The sequence below is a fragment of the Pseudomonas sp. LBUM1651 genome (genome assembly GCF_059716135.1).
Genome location: NZ_CP166805.1, coordinates 3,418,166 through 3,438,193, shown reverse-complemented (window position 1 = coordinate 3,438,193; position 20,028 = coordinate 3,418,166). Strand labels below are relative to the sequence as shown.

20 protein-coding genes, 2 rRNA genes and 3 pseudogenes are annotated in these 20,028 nt (G+C 57.6%); 14 read left to right on the top strand and 11 right to left on the bottom strand.

Annotation, left to right across the window (positions count from 1 at the left end):
* Window positions 1-15: 15 nt before the first annotated feature.
* The 3 genes from ACA066_RS15955 (at window position 16) to ACA066_RS15945 (ending at window position 3,786) form a co-directional block, all read left to right on the top strand.
* Window positions 16-2,907 (top strand): 23S ribosomal RNA (locus tag ACA066_RS15955).
* A gap of 151 nt (window positions 2,908-3,058) precedes the next feature.
* Window positions 3,059-3,174, top strand: a 5S ribosomal RNA gene (gene rrf, locus ACA066_RS15950).
* Between the two features lie 273 nt (window positions 3,175-3,447).
* The gene (locus tag ACA066_RS15945; protein ID WP_497695683.1) at window positions 3,448-3,786 is read left to right on the top strand and encodes a hypothetical protein; all 339 of its coding nucleotides are present in this window, start codon (window positions 3,448-3,450) and stop codon (window positions 3,784-3,786) included.
* 23 nt (window positions 3,787-3,809) lie between these two features.
* On the opposite strand, the gene ACA066_RS15940 is transcribed toward ACA066_RS15945, so the two are convergent.
* Window positions 3,810-4,550, bottom strand: a complete 741-nt coding sequence (locus ACA066_RS15940) for a Mut7-C RNAse domain-containing protein (RefSeq protein WP_497695682.1) — start codon at window positions 4,548-4,550, stop codon at window positions 3,810-3,812.
* A 328-nt stretch (window positions 4,551-4,878) separates the two neighbouring features.
* Between ACA066_RS15940 and ACA066_RS15935 the strand changes: the two genes are divergently transcribed.
* The 3 genes and pseudogenes from ACA066_RS15935 to ACA066_RS15925 all read left to right on the top strand — a co-directional run bounded on the left by ACA066_RS15935 (window position 4,879) and on the right by ACA066_RS15925 (window position 6,383).
* On the top strand, window positions 4,879-5,340 hold the full coding sequence (locus tag ACA066_RS15935; protein WP_497695681.1) for an HvfA family oxazolone/thioamide-modified RiPP metallophore: 462 nt from the start codon (window positions 4,879-4,881) through the stop codon (window positions 5,338-5,340).
* A gap of 20 nt (window positions 5,341-5,360) precedes the next feature.
* Window positions 5,361-5,573, top strand: a pseudogene (locus tag ACA066_RS15930) (group II intron reverse transcriptase/maturase); the annotation flags it as partial.
* 381 nt (window positions 5,574-5,954) lie between these two features.
* Complete coding sequence (locus tag ACA066_RS15925) at window positions 5,955-6,383, top strand: arsenate reductase ArsC (RefSeq protein WP_497695680.1); 429 nt, start codon at window positions 5,955-5,957, stop codon at window positions 6,381-6,383.
* A gap of 3 nt (window positions 6,384-6,386) precedes the next feature.
* Here ACA066_RS15925 and arsH read toward each other — a convergent pair whose 3' ends face one another.
* The 4 genes from arsH to ACA066_RS15905 all read right to left on the bottom strand — a co-directional run bounded on the left by arsH (window position 6,387) and on the right by ACA066_RS15905 (window position 10,329).
* The gene (arsH, locus tag ACA066_RS15920; RefSeq protein ID WP_497695679.1) at window positions 6,387-7,079 is read right to left on the bottom strand and encodes an arsenical resistance protein ArsH; all 693 of its coding nucleotides are present in this window, start codon (window positions 7,077-7,079) and stop codon (window positions 6,387-6,389) included.
* An 11-nt stretch (window positions 7,080-7,090) separates the two neighbouring features.
* The gene (locus ACA066_RS15915) at window positions 7,091-7,561 is read right to left on the bottom strand and encodes an arsenate reductase ArsC (RefSeq protein ID WP_497695678.1); all 471 of its coding nucleotides are present in this window, start codon (window positions 7,559-7,561) and stop codon (window positions 7,091-7,093) included.
* A 154-nt stretch (window positions 7,562-7,715) separates the two neighbouring features.
* A complete protein-coding gene (locus ACA066_RS15910) occupies window positions 7,716-9,842 on the bottom strand; it encodes a TonB-dependent receptor family protein (protein WP_497695677.1) in 2,127 nt (708 codons plus the stop codon).
* 187 nt (window positions 9,843-10,029) lie between these two features.
* Window positions 10,030-10,329, bottom strand: a complete 300-nt coding sequence (locus tag ACA066_RS15905; protein ID WP_497695676.1) for a hypothetical protein — start codon at window positions 10,327-10,329, stop codon at window positions 10,030-10,032.
* Window positions 10,330-10,436: 107 nt separating this feature from the next.
* On the opposite strand from ACA066_RS15905, the gene ACA066_RS15900 reads away from it, so the two are divergent.
* The 4 genes from ACA066_RS15900 to ACA066_RS15885 all read left to right on the top strand — a co-directional run bounded on the left by ACA066_RS15900 (window position 10,437) and on the right by ACA066_RS15885 (window position 12,545).
* Window positions 10,437-10,571 carry an AraC family transcriptional regulator gene (locus tag ACA066_RS15900; protein ID WP_497699888.1) on the top strand — a complete coding sequence of 45 codons (135 nt, stop codon included), beginning with the start codon at window positions 10,437-10,439 and terminating at the stop codon, window positions 10,569-10,571.
* A gap of 373 nt (window positions 10,572-10,944) precedes the next feature.
* The gene (locus tag ACA066_RS15895; protein WP_497695675.1) at window positions 10,945-11,397 is read left to right on the top strand and encodes an Ohr family peroxiredoxin; all 453 of its coding nucleotides are present in this window, start codon (window positions 10,945-10,947) and stop codon (window positions 11,395-11,397) included.
* 73 nt (window positions 11,398-11,470) lie between these two features.
* A complete protein-coding gene (locus tag ACA066_RS15890; RefSeq protein ID WP_497695674.1) occupies window positions 11,471-11,923 on the top strand; it encodes an Ohr family peroxiredoxin in 453 nt (150 codons plus the stop codon).
* Window positions 11,924-12,086: 163 nt separating this feature from the next.
* Complete coding sequence (locus tag ACA066_RS15885; RefSeq protein WP_497695673.1) at window positions 12,087-12,545, top strand: MarR family winged helix-turn-helix transcriptional regulator; 459 nt, start codon at window positions 12,087-12,089, stop codon at window positions 12,543-12,545.
* A gap of 16 nt (window positions 12,546-12,561) precedes the next feature.
* Here the strand turns inward: ACA066_RS15885 and ACA066_RS15880 are convergent, their stop codons facing one another.
* Entirely contained in the window at window positions 12,562-13,257 is a 696-nt protein-coding gene (locus ACA066_RS15880) for a tRNA (adenine(22)-N(1))-methyltransferase (protein WP_497699887.1), read from the bottom strand.
* Window positions 13,258-13,377: 120 nt separating this feature from the next.
* A complete protein-coding gene (locus tag ACA066_RS15875) occupies window positions 13,378-14,187 on the bottom strand; it encodes a helix-turn-helix transcriptional regulator (protein ID WP_497695672.1) in 810 nt (269 codons plus the stop codon).
* Window positions 14,188-14,283: 96 nt separating this feature from the next.
* On the opposite strand from ACA066_RS15875, the gene ACA066_RS15870 reads away from it, so the two are divergent.
* Complete coding sequence (locus ACA066_RS15870; protein ID WP_497695671.1) at window positions 14,284-15,255, top strand: threonine dehydratase; 972 nt, start codon at window positions 14,284-14,286, stop codon at window positions 15,253-15,255.
* Window positions 15,256-15,354: 99 nt separating this feature from the next.
* Window positions 15,355-15,684 carry a DHCW motif cupin fold protein gene (locus ACA066_RS15865; RefSeq protein WP_497695670.1) on the top strand — a complete coding sequence of 110 codons (330 nt, stop codon included), beginning with the start codon at window positions 15,355-15,357 and terminating at the stop codon, window positions 15,682-15,684.
* A 26-nt stretch (window positions 15,685-15,710) separates the two neighbouring features.
* On the opposite strand, the gene ACA066_RS15860 is transcribed toward ACA066_RS15865, so the two are convergent.
* The 4 genes and pseudogenes from ACA066_RS15860 to ACA066_RS15845 all read right to left on the bottom strand — a co-directional run.
* Entirely contained in the window at window positions 15,711-16,109 is a 399-nt protein-coding gene (locus tag ACA066_RS15860) for a GFA family protein (RefSeq protein ID WP_497695669.1), read from the bottom strand.
* A gap of 302 nt (window positions 16,110-16,411) precedes the next feature.
* The gene (locus ACA066_RS15855; RefSeq protein WP_497695668.1) at window positions 16,412-16,849 is read right to left on the bottom strand and encodes a hypothetical protein; all 438 of its coding nucleotides are present in this window, start codon (window positions 16,847-16,849) and stop codon (window positions 16,412-16,414) included.
* Between the two features lie 26 nt (window positions 16,850-16,875).
* Entirely contained in the window at window positions 16,876-17,301 is a 426-nt protein-coding gene (locus tag ACA066_RS15850) for a hypothetical protein (RefSeq protein ID WP_497695667.1), read from the bottom strand.
* Between the two features lie 110 nt (window positions 17,302-17,411).
* Window positions 17,412-17,582 (bottom strand): annotated as a pseudogene (locus ACA066_RS15845) (alpha/beta fold hydrolase); the annotation flags it as partial.
* A 157-nt stretch (window positions 17,583-17,739) separates the two neighbouring features.
* On the opposite strand from ACA066_RS15845, the gene ACA066_RS15840 reads away from it, so the two are divergent.
* Both ACA066_RS15840 and ACA066_RS15835 read left to right on the top strand, forming a co-directional pair.
* Complete coding sequence (locus ACA066_RS15840; RefSeq protein ID WP_497695666.1) at window positions 17,740-18,753, top strand: GlxA family transcriptional regulator; 1,014 nt, start codon at window positions 17,740-17,742, stop codon at window positions 18,751-18,753.
* Between the two features lie 126 nt (window positions 18,754-18,879).
* Window positions 18,880-19,974, top strand: a pseudogene (locus tag ACA066_RS15835) (MFS transporter); the annotation flags it as partial.
* Window positions 19,975-20,028: the final 54 nt, after the last annotated feature.

The window sequence follows — 20,028 nt, the reverse complement described above, 5'->3', positions numbered from 1 at the left end:
TGCTTGGGGTTATATGGTCAAGTGAAGAAGCGCATACGGTGGATGCCTTGGCAGTCAGAGGCGATGAAAGACGTGGTAGCCTGCGAAAAGCTTCGGGGAGTCGGCAAACAGACTGTGATCCGGAGATGTCTGAATGGGGGAACCCACCTAACATAAGTTAGGTATCTTAAGCTGAATACATAGGCTTAAGAAGCGAACCAGGGGAACTGAAACATCTAAGTACCCTGAGGAAAAGAAATCAACCGAGATTCCCTTAGTAGTGGCGAGCGAACGGGGACTAGCCCTTAAGTGGCTTTGAGATTAGCGGAACGCTCTGGAAAGTGCGGCCATAGTGGGTGATAGCCCTGTACGCGAAAATCTCTTGGTCATGAAATCGAGTAGGACGGAGCACGAGAAACTTTGTCTGAATATGGGGGGACCATCCTCCAAGGCTAAATACTACTGACTGACCGATAGTGAACTAGTACCGTGAGGGAAAGGCGAAAAGAACCCCGGAGAGGGGAGTGAAATAGATCCTGAAACCGTATGCGTACAAGCAGTGGGAGCCCACTTTGTTGGGTGACTGCGTACCTTTTGTATAATGGGTCAGCGACTTATTTTCAGTGGCGAGCTTAACCGAATAGGGGAGGCGTAGCGAAAGCGAGTCTTAATAGGGCGTCTAGTCGCTGGGAATAGACCCGAAACCGGGCGATCTATCCATGGGCAGGTTGAAGGTTGGGTAACACTAACTGGAGGACCGAACCGACTACCGTTGAAAAGTTAGCGGATGACCTGTGGATCGGAGTGAAAGGCTAATCAAGCTCGGAGATAGCTGGTTCTCCTCGAAAGCTATTTAGGTAGCGCCTCATGTATCACTGTAGGGGGTAGAGCACTGTTTCGGCTAGGGGGTCATCCCGACTTACCAAACCGATGCAAACTCCGAATACCTACAAGTGCCGAGCATGGGAGACACACGGCGGGTGCTAACGTCCGTCGTGAAAAGGGAAACAACCCAGACCGTCAGCTAAGGTCCCAAAGTTATGGTTAAGTGGGAAACGATGTGGGAAGGCTTAGACAGCTAGGAGGTTGGCTTAGAAGCAGCCACCCTTTAAAGAAAGCGTAATAGCTCACTAGTCGAGTCGGCCTGCGCGGAAGATGTAACGGGGCTCAAACCATACACCGAAGCTACGGGTATCACTTAGGTGATGCGGTAGAGGAGCGTTCTGTAAGCCTGTGAAGGTGAGTTGAGAAGCTTGCTGGAGGTATCAGAAGTGCGAATGCTGACATGAGTAACGACAATGGGTGTGAAAAACACCCACGCCGAAAGACCAAGGTTTCCTGCGCAACGTTAATCGACGCAGGGTTAGTCGGTCCCTAAGGCGAGGCTGAAAAGCGTAGTCGATGGAAAACAGGTTAATATTCCTGTACTTCTGGTTATTGCGATGGAGGGACGGAGAAGGCTAGGCCAGCTTGGCGTTGGTTGTCCAAGTTTAAGGTGGTAGGCTGAGATCTTAGGTAAATCCGGGATCTTAAGGCCGAGAGCTGATGACGAGTGTTCTTTTAGAACACGAAGTGGTTGATGCCATGCTTCCAAGAAAAGCTTCTAAGCTTCAGGTAACCAGGAACCGTACCCCAAACCGACACAGGTGGTTGGGTAGAGAATACCAAGGCGCTTGAGAGAACTCGGGTGAAGGAACTAGGCAAAATGGCACCGTAACTTCGGGAGAAGGTGCGCCGGTGAGGGTGAAGGACTTGCTCCGTAAGCCCATGCCGGTCGAAGATACCAGGCCGCTGCGACTGTTTATTAAAAACACAGCACTCTGCAAACACGAAAGTGGACGTATAGGGTGTGACGCCTGCCCGGTGCCGGAAGGTTAATTGATGGGGTTAGCTAACGCGAAGCTCTTGATCGAAGCCCCGGTAAACGGCGGCCGTAACTATAACGGTCCTAAGGTAGCGAAATTCCTTGTCGGGTAAGTTCCGACCTGCACGAATGGCGTAACGATGGCGGCGCTGTCTCCACCCGAGACTCAGTGAAATTGAAATCGCTGTGAAGATGCAGTGTATCCGCGGCTAGACGGAAAGACCCCGTGAACCTTTACTATAGCTTTGCACTGGACTTTGAATTTGCTTGTGTAGGATAGGTGGGAGGCTTTGAAGCGTGGACGCCAGTTCGCGTGGAGCCAACCTTGAAATACCACCCTGGCAACTTTGAGGTTCTAACTCAGGTCCGTTATCCGGATCGAGGACAGTGTATGGTGGGTAGTTTGACTGGGGCGGTCTCCTCCTAAAGAGTAACGGAGGAGTACGAAGGTGCGCTCAGACCGGTCGGAAATCGGTCGTAGAGTATAAAGGCAAAAGCGCGCTTGACTGCGAGACAGACACGTCGAGCAGGTACGAAAGTAGGTCTTAGTGATCCGGTGGTTCTGTATGGAAGGGCCATCGCTCAACGGATAAAAGGTACTCCGGGGATAACAGGCTGATACCGCCCAAGAGTTCATATCGACGGCGGTGTTTGGCACCTCGATGTCGGCTCATCACATCCTGGGGCTGAAGCCGGTCCCAAGGGTATGGCTGTTCGCCATTTAAAGTGGTACGCGAGCTGGGTTTAGAACGTCGTGAGACAGTTCGGTCCCTATCTGCCGTGGACGTTTGAGATTTGAGAGGGGCTGCTCCTAGTACGAGAGGACCGGAGTGGACGAACCTCTGGTGTTCCGGTTGTCACGCCAGTGGCATTGCCGGGTAGCTATGTTCGGAATAGATAACCGCTGAAAGCATCTAAGCGGGAAACTAGCCTCAAGATGAGATCTCACTGGGACCTTGAGTCCCCTGAAGGGCCGTCGAAGACTACGACGTTGATAGGTTGGGTGTGTAAGCGCTGTGAGGCGTTGAGCTAACCAATACTAATTGCCCGTGAGGCTTGACCATATAACACCCAAGCAATTTGTGAACTCGAAAGAGGCCAGATTGCGGTGTGTGAAGACGAGACGAACCGAAAGTTCGAGAGCAACGCACAAACTATCGCATACCCATTCGCTGGAGCGTGAACCGAAAGGTAAACGACCTGGCTCCCGAATTTCTTGACGACCATAGAGCATTGGAACCACCTGATCCCATCCCGAACTCAGCAGTGAAACGATGCATCGCCGATGGTAGTGTGGGGTTTCCCCATGTGAGAGTAGGTCATCGTCAAGATTAAATTCCGAAACCCCTATCTGCGTATGCAGGTAGGGGTTTTGTTTTGCCCGCAGGAAAGTGGCGCAAAAAAATGGACAGCCTCATCGGCTGCCCCTGAGCTCACCAGCTGACACCGGTTAAGATCCGCAGCTTCTTTTCGACAATGCCGGCTTCAAGCGAGGGAGTTCCATGACAAGGATGGCAGCTTTTTTCACTTTACTGGGTTGCATGGCTTCCGCCTCGGCATTGGGGGCGTCCAGTTGTCCGTTCCCGGAGGGGATGCAGGCGTCCATGGGCGCATCGAAGCAGGTTGTCGAGGCCAGGCAGGCGGGTATCGCCAAGGCCGATCTGCTCACCAGGATTCCCCCAGGGCTCAATGGGCCGATGTCCCAGCTGCTAAAGAGTATCGTCGACGAGGTCTACGATAATCCGGCTCTGCTGCCCGAGGTGTATGCCGCCTACCGGTTCGAGCAGTGCTTCGTTTCACAGCAGCACGCCGAGCGGGTAGCGGCCATGAAGTTTAGCGATGCCTATCCGCTGCTGAAGAAATGCGAACAGCTCGATCCCGAAGGGGCCCGACCTCCTTGTGCGATGCGCGTAGTGCATACGGTGACCGGAATTCCCGAGTAACCGGTCCGGCCCGATGCGCTCGGCTATCGGTCCAGCAGAGGTGCCAGCAGTGCACACATGCCGCGCCAGTGCGAACCCTCCCAGTAAACCCGTTGGCAGGCGTCGCAGCGCAGGAAGTGCGAATAGAGGGCGCCAACGTGTGGCGGCACCTGCGGCCGGGCCAGTTCCGGGCTGATCTCGTGCAGCGGCAGGTTGCAATGCAGGCACAGGCTAAATGGCCGCGCGCTACGCGCCAGGTCGAGGCGCTCGTACAATTCGCGCAGCTGCAGCGACGGTTTCAGGGCATGCACGTAACAGCCGTGGCTGATGATCCGCCGCTTGAGCAGATCGCGGTCGCGGGTTAGCACGATGCGTCCTTGCTGCGCAGCGATCTCAGCGATCTCGCCATCCTCGAAGCCATTGTCGTAGAGGGTGTCGAAGCCGCTCATGCGCAGCAGACTGGCCAGCCCGCCCAGGTGCGCATCAGCGACGAAGCGCAGCACCCGTAAAGGTTGCGCACGAACCTTCAGCAGCGGGCTGATGTCCAGCGCTTCGAACTTGGGATACACCGCCAGCCGGTCATCGTCGAAGATCACCCGCTCGAAGCCCGCCGACTCGCCGTTCAGCAGCACCAGCTCGACCTCCGTGTGTGGTATCCCGAGCGCCTCGATCATGTGCTTGACGGTCGCCCCTCGCGCACACTTGCAGGTGAATGACTGCCGCCGCCGTTCGGCCGGCAGGAAATCGTTGAGCTCCTCGTAGAAGCGAAAGGTTGCACTGGTCATGCTGAACAGTATGGCTCTTTTGGGGCATCTGCGCGGCCCGGCGGGAGCAAGCTCCCTCGCCACAGGGATGTGTTTGATGCGGGATTATCCAGGGACTTACAGGCCGCCAGGATAAAAAGAGCGGGGCAGGTGTATCGCTGTGTATCCAGACCCGCTGTACAGATGCTGGTGTACAAATGCCCCTTGATACGGATACATCCGGGAAACACGGATGCAGTCAAATAGCCTGGCCTTAGCGAGAAAGCAGACGCACCTCGCACCACGGCTTATCGCCCTAGTGGCATGACCCCAAGCGGCCTCGCCGCACACCGTATCCGGAGTAATAACCATGTCCAGTCTCTCGAACAAATCCCGTATTGGCTTGATCGCTGTTTCACTGGTTGGCTGCATGAACCTCGCATCGTCCGCCTTCGCCGCTGACGCACTGCCTCAAGGCTACCAACTCGCCGCGGCGGAAAAGACCAGTGAAGGCAAGTGTGGCGAAGGCAAGTGCGGCGCCAGCGAAACCGGCGCCAAGGTCACCAAGGCCGGTGAAGGCAAGTGCGGTGAAGGCAAATGCGGCGACGCTTCTTTCGCTCGTACTGACACCGACCACGACGGCCGCGTTTCTTTGAAAGAGTTGCTTGCCGTGGCCCCGCAAGGCGCTGAAGAGTTCAAGGCGATGGACACCAACAACGACGGTTTCCTCTCCGAAGGCGAGGTCTACAAATTCCGCACCAACCAGTTCACCTCCAACGGCAAGAAAGTACCGACCGAGCTGTTCACCAAAATGAGCAAAGCGCAGAACTGATAGTTGGGTGGGCTCTGTAGCGGCAATGGAAACGGCCCTCTGCGAGGGCACGCAACCTGATGCTCCTAGGGATCGACGAGCAGCGCGCCTACCACTCAGCGTTCAATGGCAGAGGCCCTTGGTGGAGTTCGGGAGCGCCACATATGAATCAGGCGCTACCAAAGAAGCTCTGGGATGGGCTCGGATTGGTCTCGATACTGGATACGATAAACCGGCTTAATCGCATAATCTGAACCGCCGTATACGGAGCCGTACGTACGGTGAGAGGACGGCGGTCGTGAGACCGCCTCCTACTCGATTCAAAAACAGGTGCGGGCGGATTCACTCACCATCTTCTTCGCCCGCGTTAAATCCTGTGGTCACGGAGATTAATCGATGGTTCAGACGGCAAAAACGGCAGGCAAAAAAAGCTGCCTGAAATGGCAGCAAGTTAAAGAGCCCGCGACGGGTTGAAGTCAGTATTACTGTAAATAGATGACAGCGTCATGACAGTTCTTCGATCCGCACTGGATTGCACCTGCTTCCCATCGGCCAGGGCTTCCCTTCGTCGCAATCACTGCTCTAATAACAGCAACCGATGTTCCGTTGACTGTCTTGAGAGAGGGGCGTTGTTCATGACTGAAAAATCCCGGGTGCTGTTCGTCTGCGCTAGAAATGACATTCGTTCATTGATGGCGGAAGCTCTCCTCAGACATACCGACTCCGAACACTTTGAGGTCTTCAGCGCGGGGCTGGAAGCCAGTGAAGTCGACCCGCGCACGCTCGATTCGCTTGAACATATCGGCGTCGACGCCACCGGATTGCGCAGTAAATCAATCAGCGAATTTGAAGGTCAGCCGTTCGACTACGTCATCACGCTGTGTGACAAGTCATCGGAAGAGGCAGACAGGATGCCAATCTCTGACGAAGTGAAGACGTGGAATTTTGAAGATCCGGCGAGCAGTGAACGGCATGAGCCTTTTCGCCATGCACTCCAGGAAATTCACGACCGCGTCAAAATGTTCGTCACGGTAAAAATGAGGCATCCAAGCCCTGATGCCTGAGGTTCAAATCGACCGCTGATTGACACGCCGGGTCAGTTCTTCTGCCGACTCCTTGCGTTCTGAATAACGGTCGACCAGATCCGGGCGATCCCGTAGCAACAGGGTGAACTTCACCAGTTCTTCCATGACGTCCACCACCCGATCATAGAGTGAGGACGGTTTCATGCGATTGCCTTCGTCGAATTCCAGATAGGCTTTCGGCACGGAAGACTGATTGGGGATGGTGAACATCCGCATCCAGCGTCCCAGCACGCGCAGTTGATTCACCACGTTAAAAGACTGGGAGCCGCCGCTGACTTGCATGACAGCGAGTGTTTTCCCTTGGGTCGGGCGAATGGCGCCTATTGCGAGCGGCACCCAGTCTATCTGCGCCTTGAACACGGCAGACATCGAACCGTGGCGCTCGGGTGAACACCAGACCTGTCCTTCAGACCATTGCATCAGCTCGAGCAATTCCTGAACTTTCGGGTGATCGTTTGGGGCGTCATCCGGTAGCGGTAGTCCCGATGGATTGAAGATCCGCGTTTCTGCACCGAAGTGTTCGAGCAATCGGGCGGCTTCTTCAACCAGCAGACGACTGAATGACCGCGGGCGGGTCGATCCGTACAACAGCAGGATTCGCGGCTTGTGTGGGGTGTCGTCACGAGTCATCGACTCAAACAAGGAGGCGTCGAGATTGGGCAGTTCGTGGGACATGAGGGCTCCGGTCAGAGGGTGCTGATGCGATCGAGTTCGCGCTTCAAGGCATCGCGATCAAGCTCGGCGAAGGGCAGGGCGAGGAAGGCCCGGCAGCGTGTCTCGATGTGCGCCAGAGTCGAGTGGAACGCGGCGGTCACGACTGTTTCGTCGCCCTTCACCTCGGAGGGATCTTCCAATCCCCAATGAGCTTTCAGGGCCGGCCCGAAGTAGACCGGGCATGCCTCGCCGGCGGCCTTGTCGCAGACGGTGATGACAATGTCCGGGGGATTGGCTTCGAAGGCGTCGTTGCCTTTACTGCTCAAACCGTCAATCGCGATGCCGGCCTCCTGCAACGTCGCAAGACTGCGCGGCAGAACCTGCCCCTTGGGGAAGCTGCCAGCGCTGATCGCCTGGAAATCTTGCGGCGCAAGATGATTGAACATCGCTTCGGACAGGATGCTGCGGCAGCTGTTGGCGGTGCACATGAACAGAACGCGCATGGTGACTCTTTTCAGACGAGCAAGTATATATGGATAATCGAATATACGATTATCCATATGCGATGGTCAAACTCAATCTGGGCCAGTCATCCTGTACGCTTTTGTAAGGCCGCTGCTTTTGCCTCAGCCCGTCGATGAGCCTGCGTGCAAAATCTCAGAGCAAACTCCACGATACCCCGACATACACCCCCAAACCCTCGCCCGGCGTGGATCGTGCTGCGTCCAGCCCTTTGTCGTCATAGCCCGGAGTGACGGTGGCGGCATAGTGCTTGTCAGTCAGATTGCGTATGTCCAGCCAGGTTTGCCAGTCGCCCTTGGGCGCGTTGTAACCCAAGGTCGCGCCGAACAGCGCGTAGGGATCGGCGTAATAGCTGTTGGCATAATCCACCGCAACCCTCGACGCCCACTGCGTGTTGAGTGCAGTGAAAAAGCCTTGTGGCCAGTCGTAGCGCAACTCGCCCTGATAGTAGTGCATCGGCAGGCCCGGCAGGCGGTTGTCGCCGAAGCGATCGTCGTCGCGGTAGTGGAAATCACTGAAGGTGTAGCTCTGGAGCAGGCTCAGTTGGCCGCCATCGTCCCGCGACCACAGGTTGCTTTGCAGGCTGGCTTCCACGCCCTGGTGCACGGTGGGGCTGGCGTTCAGTTCGTAAGGCGTGGTGGCGTTGGCATCCGGCAATACCGAGAGCAATTCGTCACGCACTTGGGCGAAGTACCAGGCCAGGCTCCATTGCCCCATCGCGCTGTCGCCGCGGCCGCCGATTTCCAGGGTGGTCGCGGTCTGGTTTTTCAGCTTGATCGGATCGCGCTGAGCACCTGTGGCAACGCCGCTGCCTGCCGGGAATCGAATGTTGGAGCTGTAGATCAGCGACCACGGGTGTGGCGCTTCGACCGAGCGGCTGAGATTTCCGAACACTTGCACGTCCGGTGTCAGTTGGTAGCGCAGGCCTAAACGTGGGGCATAGTCCCAGTCGTTCAGGCTGGTCTTGCCACCTTCTTGCGGGTAGGTCACGGCGCTTTCGCGGCGGGTGTAGATAGCGGCGAGGCCGGTCGTCAGCCACAGGTCGTCGGCGATCTCCAGGTCGTTGCCCATATGCAGGACGGTGTCCGAGCCCTGATAGGTGAAGTTGCGAATGGGTGTGCCTGGCGCGTAGCGGGCGGTGTTGCCGGTGGGGATGCGCACCGATTCGCTAGCGCCGGCATTGGGCAGGTGCTTGGTCACTCGCAGGCCCAGAGTACTGCGGCTTTCCAGCCCCCAGAGTGTGTCGCGACGCTTGTAGTCGAACGTGCCGCTGACATCCGTGTACGCGACCTTCAGGCGGTTGGGCCCCTCACGCAAGTCCATGGGATAGTCGTGGTAGACAAGGCCGGTCTGAACGCTCGAATCGTCATCGATGTAGTAGGTGGTCTTGTTGCCGATAAAGGTGCTGCCCGGTTGTTCACGGCTGTCATCCCGTGCCACGTAAGCGGGGTTGGCCGCCCGTGAGTCGTGCTCGATGGAGCGTTTGGTCACCCGCCCGGCGAGCTCGTTGTCGGTCTGGCGATAGCGCAGATAGAAACGCGTTTCCAGGTTCGGGTTGAAGCGATAGCCGAAGTTAGCGATGACGCCCTGGCTCTCGCTGGCGGTGTGGTCCTGATAGCCATCGGAACTCGCGTCGGTCATGGCCACGTAGTAGTCGAAATCGCCCAGCACCTGCCCGGAGCTGACCTGACGCTGCTGATAACCGTGGCTGCCCGTGGCATAGCGCACCTGCAACCGCGGTGCGTTGTAGCCGGTGTGGCTGACGTAATCGATCGCCCCGCCCAAGGCCAGCGCGCCCCGGTCGAAACCGTTGGCGCCGCGCAGCACTTCCACGTGGTCGAGCCACAGCGGCTCCAGCAATTCGTAGGGCGTGCCGCCCGGGCCGGTCAGCGGCAGACCGTCGAGCATGCTGTACAAACCCGAAGCATGGGCGCCCGGTGCACGGTTGATTCCCGATCCGCGGATCGAGACCTTGACCCCTTCGTTGCCCGCAGACTGGGCATAGACCCCCGGCTGATAAGCCAACACATCCTGGTTGCTGGCCACGCGGCCCTGCAGGGGGCGGCGCAGGTCAACCACATTGGTGCCGCCGGGCACTTCGGCAAGGCGTGCCTTGGCGTCCTCGACCGACGCGTCTTCGCCGCTCCGATCCTCAGCCCCGATCAGCACTTGTCCAAGTTCCAGGCCCTCGGCATCGGCCATGGCCGGACAAACAAGGGCCAGGCCCAGCAGCGCAGTGGGCAAGGATTTGGACGAGGGCATTGAGAAACTCCAGACGGACAGGAACGGGCAGTGAAGAACTGCGACGCATAGAAGAACGAAGGAAACACATGGCGATTTTGTTTTTTGGCGAGGGAAACGGGGAGGGCGGGATTCTCTTGCTACCCCGTCATGCGTCGTTGCAGAAATGCGCTCCCCAAAAAAAGCTCAAACGCACATGACTGCACGCCTAGTTTCTGCACTCGGCCAACACCACCTGGCAGGTATCCGGCGTGCCACCGGAGCGGCCGGCATAGCGAATGCAGTTACTCAGGGATTTCTGGCGCGCCATGTTCAAGGTGTCTCCCCAAGCGAGGCCGCCCTCACCGGAAGTCGGCAGTGCTTTGGCATAACAGCTTGAGCCAACGTTTGAGGCCGAATAGCGAGGAGTGACCGATTTACCTGAACATCCCGCCATCATTACCAGGTTGATGGCGAGCAGGGAGGGCAGGATCCATGACGAGCATTGACGTGCTGTTTTTCCGGTCATGGCGTTTTCCTGCAAGAGGCGGCTAGCAGCGTGTGTGTAGTCGTGTACTTATCAGATTAGACGGTAGGTTGAGGTTGAGAGCCGTATTCCGGTTATGCGCATGATGTCTGTCCTCGTCGAATCATTTCAAGCGCTTGGCGGATACAGTGGGCTATGCCAATACGGACGGGTTCAGAAGGGTATTTATGCGGCGTCTGGGGGTGGGGCCGAGTGATTATCGAAAGCGGTTTTCATCGGCGTGATGCAGAAGGGGCTCCTCGCTAACACTGCGAGCGTGATTGGATGACCAAGGACCGCGACTCCGCACCTACCGCTCGTCGTCGAGACCTAAAATAATCTTTGACACCTTGGGCCTTTTGATCGAATATTTATACATCGTGTACGATCTAATCGATAGCGATCATAAATCATCACCACCTTGCCGTTTGGAGATTCAGCCATGAACACCGGAAGCAGCCACAAAATGTCTATCTCTGCCGATCACGCTTCCCATGGCCATAACGGCAACAACTGGATCACTGCACCAGCCGATTGATTAAACGTTGTCTTTTTTAAGTGCATAAATGACGTATGCGATTGTATCGCGCACAATAATTAAATTCCGAGGAAGCATCCATGTGCAAAATTGAAAAAGTACTGGCTACCGGCAAAACCCACACCTCCCTCAGCGCTGCCGGCAATACCTTGCGTGGCCATGGCGGTAACCTCGATATCGAACTGTCGTCACCCGGTTCCGTCCAGCCGGCCCACGTATTCGCCGCCACCCAGCCGCATCCGAAAGCCGAGCAACTGTTCGCCGGGGCATGGTCGGCCTGCTACACCGCGGCGGTCGGCCTGGTGGCTCAGGAGCGCAACATCGTGTTGCCGGGAGATCTGGCCGTCGACATCGAGGTCGACCTGGGCCAGACTGGTCCAGCCTATTTCCTTCAGGCCCGACTGACCCTGCGCGTGCCGGGGCTGGCACACGATGTCGCGACCGAACTGGCGCACATCGCCGATTCCATCTGCCCATACTCCAAAGCTACACGCGGCAATATCGACGTTGTCCTGAGCGTAATTACGGCGTGATTTCTGGATGTGTCATTAGTATCGCATGCGATACAAGCGCGCGCGTATAACTTGCAAGCCTGAGGGAATGATCATGAGCAAGATTGAAAAAGTACTGGTCACCGGCAAAACCCACACCACCCACAGCAGCGCCGGCACCACGTCGCGCGGCCATAACGGTAGCCTCGACATAACGCTGTCGTCGCCCGGCAGCGCCAAACCGGAACACGAGCTCACCGCCGTCCAGCCGCACCCGAAAGCCGAGCAATTGTTTGCCGGGGCATGGTCGGCCTGCTACATCGCTGCGGTGGGTCTGGCCGCCCAGCAGATGAAAGTGACACTGCCGGCCGATACGGCCGTCGACATCGAAGTTGATCTGGGCCAGACCGGTCCGGCCTATTTCCTGCAGGCCCGCCTGACTCTGAGCGTGCCGGGTCTGGATCACAAAGTCGCGACTGAACTGGCTCATAACGCTGATCAAATCTGCCCATACTCCAAGGCAACACGCGGCAACATTGACGTCGCCCTGAACGTCCGCACTGAGTAACGCACGCCACGGCCGGTTCACCAGGTTCATCCCGGTAAACCGGCCGTCGGTTGCGACAAGTCTGGAACGCCCGCGCCGCAATTGTCGATGGTTTGAGCACTTCCGACACCATCGCATACGACGTATAGTTTCAGGCTTGCAAGACCGGCCAAAGAGAATGCCCATGAAAACCACCGACAAGACAGCCGCCCTCGACCTGAAGCTTTCCGAATTCCTGTGTTTTGCGGTCTATTCCTCCAACCTCGCCTTCGGCAAGGCTTACAAGCCAATGCTCGAACGGCTGGGACTGACCTATACGCAATACATCACCCTCGTTGCGTTGTGGGAAGAAGACAACCAGACCGTGGGCAGCCTCGGCGAAAAGCTGTTTCTCGAATCCAACACCCTCACGCCGATCCTGAAGAAGCTGGAAGCGATGGGTTATCTACTGCGCCAGCGCGACCCGGAAGATGAACGCCAGGTGCGGATCAGCCTCACAAAAGAAGGGCGAAAACTGCGTGAAGGCCTCACGGAAGATGGTTTCCCGCAAACCGGTCTTGATCCTGACGATTTCGTGCAAATGCAGAAGGCCATTGTGAAACTACGGGGCAATCTCATCCGTTCGACGAAAGACAGGGAATAAAACATCTGTAACGGGCTCAAGCCAGAAGTTCGGTGATCCACCGGGCCTGCCGGGCGACGTCCTGCATCTTCTCCTCGGGCACGGCCTGCCGCGCTCGGGCGAAGTGGGTCAGGGTCTGCTGCTTATGGCGCAGGATGCGCTGCCACTTGACCAGAAACGCCGGGCTGCGTTTTTTCATCTGCAGCGGGCCGAAGTACAGCTCCTCGGGGGTGTATGTCACCGACCCGGTGCGCTCGGCGACGATGATTTCGTAGTCGAAGCGGTTTTCCCGCAGCACCTCTTCGAAGAGGATTTGGTAGCCATTTTCCATCAGCCATTGGCGCAGTGGCTGCTCGCCGCCGTTGGGCTGCAGGATCAGGCGCTCCTGGCCGCTCAGGCGCGCCTTGCCGCTGTCGAGGATATCGCGGATCGTCTCGCCGCCCATGCCACAGATGCTGATCGCCGTGATTCCGTCTCCCGGCTCGATCGCCGCCAAGCCATTGCCCAGGCGCACGGTGATCCGCTGTTCCAGGCCGTTCTCGCGCACGGTGCGTTCGGCCGAGCGGAACGGCGTCTCTGCCACCTCGCCGGCCACCGCCGCTGTGATGGCGCCACGGCGCATCAACGCCACCGGCAGGTAGCCATGATCCGAGCCGATATCGGCCAGGCGCGCACCTGCTGGCACCTGCGCCGCCACGCGCTCCAGGCGCATGGACAATGTCTGTTGGTTCAACTGCAGCCCCTTTTCACCACGAACGTCCGGCACCTTTGGCCGGATCGGGAGGCGATTCTGCCGAGCAACGCCGTGCATTACAAATGCCTGCTATCCGATAACCTGGCCCTGAACGGACCTTTAACCTTTACGCAACTGCGCCGGACTCACGCCAAGGCGTTGCTTGAAGGCGGTCGCCATGTGCGCCTGGGAGTTGAAGCCGCAGGAGAGGGCGATCTCCGGCAGGCTGGCTGTTGAATCGCGCAGACGGGCACGGGCCTTGGCGAGTCGTCGGTCGATCAGGTAGCTATGCGGGCTTTTGCCCGTCGCGTTCTTGAATGCCCGCATGAAATAGCCTTCGGACAATTCAAGCAATCCTGCCATCGCCTGCACACTGAGCGGGCCCTCAAGGCCAGCGTCAATAAATTCATCGAGCAGGCGCATCCGGCTGTGGGTGATAGACCCCTGGAGCGGTGCAGACAACGCGTCGTGCCCCTTCGCCCGTTCAGCCAGGGCGAGTGCCCAGGCCTCCCAATCGTCATCCAGCGAGGCACGCAACAGGGCGCTACGCATTCGCAACGCGAGGGTAATGGCCTGCGGATCAATGCGATTGTTGAAGGCACGATCCCCCATCCATTCCATACCCGCGGTGTGTATGACCCGCAGGTACTCACCGCCTTTGGATGACTCGGACAACACGTCACAACCGGCCGGGACGAACGCCAGGCTATTGGGCGTGGCAACGAAGGGGTGCACCCGGTCGCTGCCGATCGCGTGCAGGCCTCGCTGGCTGTCGAAGGCAAAACCGATCGCCGCATGGGTCGCTACATATCGGGCTGCGTAGGCGGAGCCGGGCAACAATTCGATCGCCCAAGGCCCTGCCTCGGCACGGCGGACCGGTTCAGGAACGAGCGATGGCTGCAGGCTGTTTCGATGGTTCATGAGCGCCATAGTAGAGAAGAGCGAGCACAAAAGTCAGGTCAGTTTTTTGAAAGCCAGCGCAGTGCACCCATGCCTAGACTGGGCAAAACCTCAGGAGGCTGCTTCATGAATAGACTGACTCGCGACGATATCGAACAAGCGGCTCGCCATGTGTACCAGGTCATGCCCGCCACCGCGCAGTACCCTTGGCCCTTGCTGGCGGAGCGGTTGGGTTGCACGGTGTGGGTCAAGCATGAAAACCACTCGCCGACGGGGGCTTTCAAGGTGCGCGGCGGCATTACCTTCATGCACTGGCTCAAACGCGAGCACCCAGGCGTGAAGGGCATTGTTTCCGCTACCCGCGGCAACCATGGCCAGAGCCTGGCGCTGGCTGCAAGCGCGCAGGGTTTGCGAGCGTTGATCGTAGTGCCGGAAGGCAATTCGCTGGAAAAAAACAATGCCATGCGCGGCTTCGGCGGCGAAGTGGTTGAGTATGGCCGCGATTTCGATGATGCCCGTGAAGAGGCTGCACGCCTGGCGCAAGTGCATGGCCTCTACCTTGTGCCGCCATTCCATACCGAATTGGTCAAAGGCGTGGCCACGTACGCGCTGGAGCTGTTCAACGCTGCGCCGGACCTGGATACCGTCTACGTGCCGATTGGCTGTGGCTCAGGGATTTGTGGGGTGATCGCCGCCCGCGACGCGCTGGGCTTGAACACCCAAGTGGTGGGTGTGGTTTCCACAGAGGCTGCGGCTGCAAAGTTATCGTTTGAGGCTGGTGCCCTGTGCGAAACCACCTCGGCGAATACCTTTGCGGACGGCCTCGCCGTGCGCAGGCCAGTTCCCGAGGCTTTCGCCATCTACGGGGCAGCGGCGGCGCGAATCGTATCCGTCAGTGACAGCCAGATTGCCGAGGCCATGCGCGTGTATTACACCGATACCCACAACCTTGCTGAAGGGGCAGGTGCGGCGGCCCTGGCAGCGCTTATTCAGGAGCGTGAAACGATGGAAGGCAAAAGGGTCGGGGTGATTCTGTCCGGCGGGAATGTCGACCGAGCGGTGTATGCGAGCGTGATTGCCTCTGGCCTTCACGCTTGAGGGGGCGCCTGTATCTCATAAATGCGATGCATCTGTGTCTATCGAGAGTGTCGCTGGATGGCTACGGTCTACAGACACTCTTTGATTGATGAGGCAACCATGGATCTGACGGCTGTTCCCTTTGGTACGACTGATTGGTCGACTGTCGAAACTGTCCAGCATGCTGGACAAACGGGCACCGCCTGGTGGCGAACCTGCCAGTTCGGATCGACGCGCGTGCGGATGGTTGAATACAGTCCCGGCTATCTGGCCGATCACTGGTGCTGGAGAGGTCATATCCTGTTGTGCCTGGAAGGCGAGTTGCACACGGAGCTGGAGGATGGTCGCCAGTTCACGCTCACCGCCGGGATGAGCTACCAGGTGGGTAGCAATGCTGAGGGGCATCGATCATTCAGCACCATCGGTGCCAGGTTGTTCGTTGTGGATTGACGCTGGGAGTGACCTCAAAGCGGTTATCAAGACTGCGGCCAGTGATCCTGAATTTCATGCCATGGCGCCTTGGACGTCACCTCGACATGTTTCTGTTTGTCGCTGGTGAAGGCCGTGTCCAGCGTACCAAGGGCTATGGATATCCAATCGGAGTATTCGCCCTGGCTATTTGACCAGAAGAGCGACGAACCGCAGTGAGTACAAAACTGGCGCTCGACAGATTCAGAGGACGGGTAAGACCGAATGTCATCGTCACCCCGTACAAGATCAAAGTCGCCACGCAACACACTGCCGTAGCTCGCAAATGCGGCTCCATGGCTTTTGCGGCATTGGCTGCAATGGCAGTGCGAAACTGCTTTGGGGCGTGACCGGAGTTGGTATTGGACGGCACCGCAAAGGCAACTGCCTTGGTACGTATCAGTCATTTTTGGTGGCGATCCACTGATGAAGGGACGGCACTTTAAGCGGTGGGCAGATGCAGTGTCGAGCGACTGCTTAAGGCCGATTGTTCAGCGGTGCGAGGGACTAGAGGCGGAGTTTGAAATTCGTGTCCGGCTCGGAATTAACGAATAGATTAAACAGTTTTTTATACCAGTGACCCGATAGATGACGGCGGCGCTGACATCCTCCGTCGGGTCTTCATTGCACAGCGTCAACCGGGATTCGGCGGAGGCACCCATCGAGATGCAGGTCGCTGCAACAAGACTTGCAAGGCTTGATCCGATGTTCATTTTGGCCATACCGATTCAGGGGCCAGGCGGCCATCCTGGTAGTACCACATGGGCGGGTTGGTTTTCTCGGTGCGGTAGAGCGTCGTATTATTCCGGATAACACAGACCCGGCCTCCGCACAGTTCCTTGGTCTTCTCTTCGTTCGCCTTGATCTGCGCATTGAGCTTGTTCAGATGCTCTTTGCTCGCCTTGCGCAAACTGTCCATCATCTCGGGCGTTACAATAGTTCGATCAGCCTTCATGGTTGCAGCGTCTGCTACCTTGAACGCCATTGGCTGTCCGAACGCGTGAGCGGCAATGGCAGCAGGCAGGATGCTCGCCAGGTAGTTCAGCGTAAAAACCTGGACGTTGCCATTCACCCGTGTCCAGTCAGTATTCAATTCGGCTTGACCTTTCCACTTCAGGAATTGCTCGGCGTCGCCAAGATAAATCACGTAAATATCACCCTCATGTCTCATTGCTATTTCGCTTTCCAGTGCCCACCGCCCGACTCACAATCAATCTTCACCTGGCTCAAGTGCTCGGCGTCGTAGTAATACGTCGTGACCTGAGCACTGTCGGGAATGTTGAGCGACTTGGCGTTCTTGTCCTTACTGGTGGAATGAGGATTGGCCAGCGACTCCTGAGTCAAGGTCGCGATGCAGGTGGCCTGATAATGATCGTCGCACTGTTCGACCTTTTTCTTGGTGCTGGTCATCATTTCCTTGCTTTCATTGCTGCATGACCAATCGATGGAATTTACCGGCATGCCTTCGTACTCATAGCAACTATGGGATTCGACCACGGGCACGGAAGGACTTTGGGAGCGGGTCAGTACGTCGCAGCCTTCAGCGAAAACCAGGGTGGGGCTGAGGCTGGCGATCAGAAGCAGATCTCTACTGTTCATCGGGGTTTCCTCTGCAATGGCGCCTTGCCGGATCAGGGGGCAGCGCTGATAAAGTTTCGAAAACACCATGACGCGCGGGGTTCAATTCGTTTTTGATCTGCTACAGGCTGTCATTGCAAAAAGTCGCGAATCGCTCGAATGGTCTGCGTGGGCGCTTCTTCCATCAGCCAATGTCCTGCCCCCGGAATCACCACTTCCGTGACCTTGTCCGCAGCGTTGCGCATGACAATGACTTCGTTGTTGCCAAAGGATTTTTCCTCACCGATCGCCAGCACCGGCATGGGACGGAAGGCTTTGCGTCAGAAGCAGGGAAGCCGCGAGCAAGGTGCGAATCATGGCGCTGTCTCCAGAGGAACCGATTGGAGGAGCGTAGACCGTTTTGCGATATCCTGATGTACCAGACTCCCTGTCCGTTAACGCAACCGAGTGCCACACACATTGATCGAACGACGCCAATTTAGCGGAGGCATGAAGGGGAAGAATCTTCGCTATCTGAACGACAACCCCAACGAGCCTGTTCAAATGACACGGACAGGCTTTTTGCTGCTCGAACATTTCTCGCTGCCTGCTTTTACCCAGGCGCTGGATACGATCGTCACCGCGAATCTGCTACGACCCAAACTGTTTTCGTCCCGCACGTTCGGCTTGAACGACGGGGAAGTCGTCAGCGATCTGGGGCTGGTCATTCGGCCGGATGCGCGCATCGATTACTCCGTGGTTCACGACCTCGATCTGCTGGTCATTTGTGGTGGCTACAGAACCGAGCTGAAGGCGACTGACGAGTTGATCAGTCTGTTGAGAGCGGCCGCCGACCAGGGTGTCAGCCTGGCTGGATTGTGGAATGGCGCATGGTTCCTCGGGATCGCCGGTTTGCTCGACGGTTACCGTTGCGCGATTCACCCCGAACATCGCCCCGCGCTCGCGGAAATTGCCAAGGCCACGCACGTCACCAGCGAGCCTTTTGTCATCGACCGGGACCGGCTCACGGCGTCCAGTCCATCAGGTGCCTTCCACATGGCGCTGGACTGGATCAAGGGCTTGCACGACAAGGCGCTCGTCGAGGGTATCGAAGACATCCTCGCGTTCGAAGAGTCCCGCTACCGGCGCATCAAACCGACGGAAAATGTCTGCGTGAGCGCTCCCTTGCGCGAGGTGGTGAAGCTGATGGACGCCAACCTTGAAGAGCCGCTGGAGCTGGAGCAACTGGCGGTCTATGCAGATCGTTCTCGTCGACAGCTGGAGCGTTTGTTCAAGGAGCAACTCGGCACCACGCCGCAGCGCTATTACATGGAGCTGCGGATTACCGAGGCGCGTCGACTGCTCCAGCATACGGAGCTGTCCCAGGTGGATGTGCTGGTGGCGTGTGGGTTTGTGTCGCCGAGTCATTTCAGCAAGTGCTATAGCTCGTATTTCGGGTACAGGCCGTCCAAGGAAACGCGGCTGGTCAAGTAAGACCTGTAGGAGCAGCCGGTCCCCTCATGCGTGATGATATGCGTTGTCGTACGACTATCTGATTTTTAAATACCCACTGCCAATACCCGACGGCTGAGTGCTGTCAGGCGGCATTGCCTGCGTCGTATGATGCATGTCTTCTCAGTGCCGATGGGCGAGGGCATCGCGGCCGTGTTCGGCGCGTTCGGACTGGCCGTCATCTCGGTGTCGATCGCAGGCTTCATGCTGTCCCGCGCGGTGCTGGCGATAGGCGAAGCGGGTAACTTTCCGATCGCGATCAAGGCCACTGCCGAATACTTCCCGAAGAAGGAACGCTCCCTCGCCACCGGTATCTTCAACTCCGGCGCCAACGTGGGCGCGATCGTGGCACCGATCTGCGTACCGCTGATTGCCGGCCTGTGGGGTTGGGAAGCGGCGTTCATCGTGATCGGCATGCTGGGCTTCGTCTGGGTGACCGTGTGGATTGCGCTGTACGAGAAACCTGAAAAGCAAAAACGTCTCTCGGCGCAGGAACTGCCCTACATCCGTAGTGATGCGCAGTCGGTCGCTACCCCGGAGCCGGGCGTCGCCGAGAAAAAAGTATCGTGGTTCAAGTTGCTGACCTACCGCCAGACCTGGGCTTTTGCCTTCGGTAAATTCATGACTGACGGCGTGTGGTGGTTCTTCCTGTTCTGGCTTCCGACGTATCTGTCGGCGCAATACGGAATGAAAGGCCAGGCCATCGTGTGGCCGCTGGCCGTGTTGTACAGCATGACGATGGTGGGCAGCATTGGCGGTGGCTGGTTCCCCGGCTACTTCATGGCTCGCGGCGACGCACCGTATGACGGTCGTATGAAAGCCATGCTGGTGATCGCTTTCTTCCCGCTGCTGGTACTGCTGGCGCAGCCCTTCGGTTACATCAGCTTCTGGGTGCCGGTGCTGTTGATTGGCGTAGGCGCGTCAGCGCATCAGGCGTGGTCGTGCAACATCTTCACCACCGTGTCCGACATGTTCCCGCAAAAATCCATCGCTTCGGTGGTCGGCATTGGCGGTTTGGCAGGCGGCATGGGCGGCGTAGCAATGACCAAGGTCGGCGGCTGGGTGTTCGACCATTACAAATCGATCAACGATGTTTACTCCGGCTACATGATCATGTTCGCCATCTGTGCGGTGGCCTATCTGGTGGCGTGGAGCGTGATGAAACTGCTGGTGCCAAGCCACAAGGAAATCACCGACCTGTAAACGGCGGGCTCGACAAGGTTGAATGGCAAGGCCCGATTTCATCGAGCCTTGCCA